Below are 3,641 nucleotides of genomic sequence, written 5' to 3'. Positions count from 1 at the left end.
GAACGCCGGCGGCGGCGCATAGGCGGCGGCGGAGGCGGCGCCGACCGAGCCGTGCCGCGCGACCAGCCTGAGGATGCTGTCCACCGCGCCCTTGCGCCAGGACAGGCCGTCGTGGTCGAGGCCGGACAGGCGGGTGTTGGCGCTGAAGGGCACCACGGTCGCGCCCGCCGGCCGCTCCGGCGCGATGCCGTGGCGGTCGCGGATGAAGGCGAGGATCGACCGCCCCTCCGGCGTCTCGTCGCCGAGGCTCGCGAGCACCGCCGCGGTCGCCAGTTCCTGCTCCTCGATGCCCGGGACCGGATAGAGCGCGGCCGCCATGCGGTTGCCGAGCGTGATGGTGCCGGTCTTGTCGAGCAGCAGCGCGTCCACGTCGCCCGCCGCCTCCACCGCGCGCCCCGAGGTCGCGACGACGTTGAAGCGGATCAGCCGGTCCATGCCCGCGATGCCGATCGCCGACAGCAGGCCGCCGATCGTGGTCGGGATCAGCGTGACCAGCAGCGCCGCCAGCACCGGCACGGTGATCAGCGTGTGGCTGTAGGACGCGAACGCGGGCAGCGTCACCACCGCCGCCAGGAAGATGATCGTCAGGCCGGCCAGCAGGATGTCGAGCGCGATCTCGTTCGGCGTCTTGCGCCGCTCGGCCCCCTCGACGAGGCGGATCATGCGGTCGATGAAGGTGCCGCCCGGATCGGCGGTGATGCGGATCACCAGCCAATCCGACACCACCTGCGTCCCGCCGGTGACCGCGCTGCGGTCGCCGCCGGCCTCGCGGATCACCGGGGCGGATTCGCCGGTGATCGCGCTTTCGTTGACGCTCGCGACGCCCTCGATGATCTCGCCGTCCGAGGGGATCAGGTCGCCCGCCTCCACCAGCACCACGGTGCCGGCGCGCAGACTCGATGCCGGCATGTCGGCGACGCGGGTGCGGTCGCGCGGGTCGGCGAGCACGCGGGCCATCGTCTCCGCCCGCGAGCGGCGCAGGCTTTCGGCCCGCGCCCGGCCCCGCCCCTCGGCCATCGCCTCGGCGAAGGTCGCGAACAGCACCGTCAGCCACAGCCAGAGGGCGATCGCCAGCGCGAACGCGGCGGCCTGTCCCTGCGCCATCTCGCGCAGGCCGAGGAAGGTCGTCAGCGCGGCCACCACCTCGGTGACGAAGATGACCGGGTTGCGCGCCAGGGTGAGCGGGTTGAGCTTCGCCACCGCGTCGCGGGCGGCGCGGGCGACGATGCGCGCGTCGAACAGCGCGATCGTCTCGGCATGTGCCTCAGCCATGATTCTGGATCCTCAATACGTCTGGCCGACGAGCATCTGGTAGTGTTCGGCGAGCGGGCCGAGCGACAGCGCGGGCATGAACTGCAGTCCGCCGAGGATGATGATCACGCCGATCAGCAGCCCCACGAACAGCGGCCCGTCGGTCGGGAAGGTGCCCGCGCTCGGCGGCAGTTTCGGCTTCTCAGCGAGGCTGCCCGCGATCGCGAGGACCGGGATCAGGAAGGCGAAGCGGCCGAACAACATCGCCGCCCCGAGCCCGTAGTCGAGCAGGTTGGTATCGGCCGAAAGTCCCGCCATCGCGCTGCCGTTGTTCTCGGTCGCGGACGTCCAGGCGTAGAGCATCTCCGACAATCCGTGCGGCCCGGCGTTGGCGAGCGAGGCCAAGCCCGATGGCATGACCAGCGACACGGCCGCACCGCCCAGGATGAACAGCGTCAGCACGAGCACCGCCAGCATCGCGAGCTTGATCTCGTGCGCCTGCACCTTCTTGCCGAGATATTCCGGCGTGCGCCCGACCATCAGCCCGGCGACGAACACCGACAGCAGCGCGAAGATGACCACGGTGTAGAGACCGGAGCCGACGCCGCCGGGCGTGACCTCGCCGAGCTGCATCAGGAACATCGGGATCAGGCCGGCGAGCGGCATGAAGCTGTCGGTGAAGGCGGCGACCGCGCCGCAGGAGGTGCCGGTCGCGGCGATGTTGAACAGCATCGACAGCGGCAGGCCGAAGCGCAGATCCTTGCCCTCCATGTTGCCCATCGCGGGATCGACGCCGAGCGCCGTCAGCAGCGGATTGCCGCCGGCTTCCGCGACATAGGCGCCGAACACGCCGAGCACGAGCAGCACCGCCATCGCGACGAACAGCGCCCGACCCTGCCGCGGCGCGCCGACCATGCGGCCGAGCATGATGGCGAGCGAGAACGGGATGATCAGGATCAGCCAGGTCTCGAGCATCAGCGCGAGCGCGCCCGGCGCCTCGAACGGATGCGCGGAGTTGGCGTTGAAGAACCCGCCGCCGTTGGTGCCGAGTTCCTTGATCGCCTCCTGGAACGCGACGGGGCCGAGGGCGATCGTCTGCTTCGCGCCCTCGATCGTCGTGACGTCGAGATAGGGCGCGAGCGTCTGCGGCACGCCCATCGCGATCAGCGCGACCGTCGCCACCAGCGCGACCGGCAGCAGCAGATAGAGCGTCACGCGCGTCAGGTCGGCGTAGAAGTTGCCGAGCGTGCGCAGCCCGCCCGCGGTGAATGCGCGCACCACCGCGACCGCCGCCGCGATGCCGGTCGCCGCCGACAGGAAGTTGTGCACCGTCAGGCCCAGCATCTGCGCGCCGTACGACATCTGGCTTTCGGGCGTGTACGCCTGCCAGTTCGTGTTGGTGACGAAGCTGATGGCGGTGTTGAACGCCAGCCGCGGCGACAGCGCGCCGATGCCCTGCGGATTGAGGAATGCCGGCAACGCGCCCTGCAGCCGCAGGATGGCGTAGAGCAGCACGAAATGCAGGGCGTTGAGCAGCAGCAGCGCGAACACGTAGGATTGCCATCCCATGCCGCGCGCCGGGTCGATGCCGCAGGCGCGATAGACCAGTCGTTCCACGGGCGCGAGGACGGGCGTGAGGAACACGCGCTCGCCCTGCACCACGCGGGCGAGATAGCGGCCGACCGGGACCGCGCTCGCCAGCACGACCGCCAGCACCAGCGCGATCTGGAGGCTGCCTTCGATCATCATGTGGGGGGTCCGTTCGTCAGAAGTCTTCGGGCCGTATCAGCGCCCAGAGCAGATAGACCAGCAGCAGGGCCGACACGGCGCCGGCGATGAGGAGGTCGAGCATTCAGATACGCCCGCACGCGAGGGCATAGGCCGCCATCAGCATGATGCCGCCGGCCCCTGCGAGGATCAGGACGATGTCGAGCATGGTCGCACCCTTTGGTTGCGCTGCCCGATGGATTAGGCCGTCGGCGGCTAAAGGCGCGATGCGGGCCGGGGATGGCCGGCATAAAACCGCCATAAACGCCGGCGCCGATACAGACGCTTGACGCGACGCGGCGCGTGGGTCAGCAACCGCAGACACGGGCATGCCCGATCGACGTGCCCGGCCGGGACCGCGCGGGGACAAGCGCGGATCGAAACAATCTCGCTCATTGGCGGGACCGGCCGGCCAGGGCCGGCACCGCCGCGGCGGACCGACAGGGAACGGACGTCCGCCTACGAACGGACCGACAACAAGGAATCACGACATGTACGCACGCCAGACCCTCCTCGCCGCCCTGCTGCTGGCCGGTCTCAGCGGCGGCGCCTTCGCGCAGTCCACCACGCCCGGGACCGCGACCCCCGGCGCCACCCCGCCCGCCGCCGCGCCGTCCGCCGCC

General features: G+C 70.6%; 3 protein-coding genes. All 3 read right to left on the bottom strand.

Annotated elements, in window-relative coordinates:
• Positions 1-1,272, bottom strand: a 1,272-nt coding sequence (locus tag B8460_RS10945; RefSeq protein WP_048861636.1) for an HAD-IC family P-type ATPase, incomplete at its 3' end; no start/stop codon positions are given.
• Positions 1,273-1,284: 12 nt separating this feature from the next.
• Entirely contained in the window at positions 1,285-3,000 is a 1,716-nt protein-coding gene (gene kdpA / locus B8460_RS10940; RefSeq protein WP_048861635.1) for a potassium-transporting ATPase subunit KdpA, read from the bottom strand.
• Positions 3,001-3,016: 16 nt separating this feature from the next.
• Positions 3,017-3,103 (bottom strand): K(+)-transporting ATPase subunit F, encoded by an 87-nt coding sequence (gene kdpF, locus B8460_RS23755; protein ID WP_084623515.1) that lies wholly within the window; start codon positions 3,101-3,103, stop codon positions 3,017-3,019.
• Positions 3,104-3,641: the final 538 nt, after the last annotated feature.

It is taken from the genome of Acidisphaera rubrifaciens HS-AP3, assembly GCF_000964365.1.
GTDB classification, from domain to species: Bacteria; Pseudomonadota; Alphaproteobacteria; order Acetobacterales; family Acetobacteraceae; genus Acidisphaera; species Acidisphaera rubrifaciens.
The sequence above is the reverse complement of the archived record's forward strand: the minus strand, read 5'-3'. Positions and strand labels throughout refer to the sequence as shown.

Excerpts from the sequence above, each read along its gene's own strand:
- kdpA (WP_048861635.1), bottom strand. The coding sequence starts at position 3,000 with ATGATGATCGAAGGCAGCCTCCAGATCGCGCTGGTGCTGGCGGTCGTG.
- kdpF (WP_084623515.1), bottom strand. The coding sequence starts at position 3,103 with ATGCTCGACCTCCTCATCGCCGGCGCCGTGTCGGCCCTGCTGCTGGTC.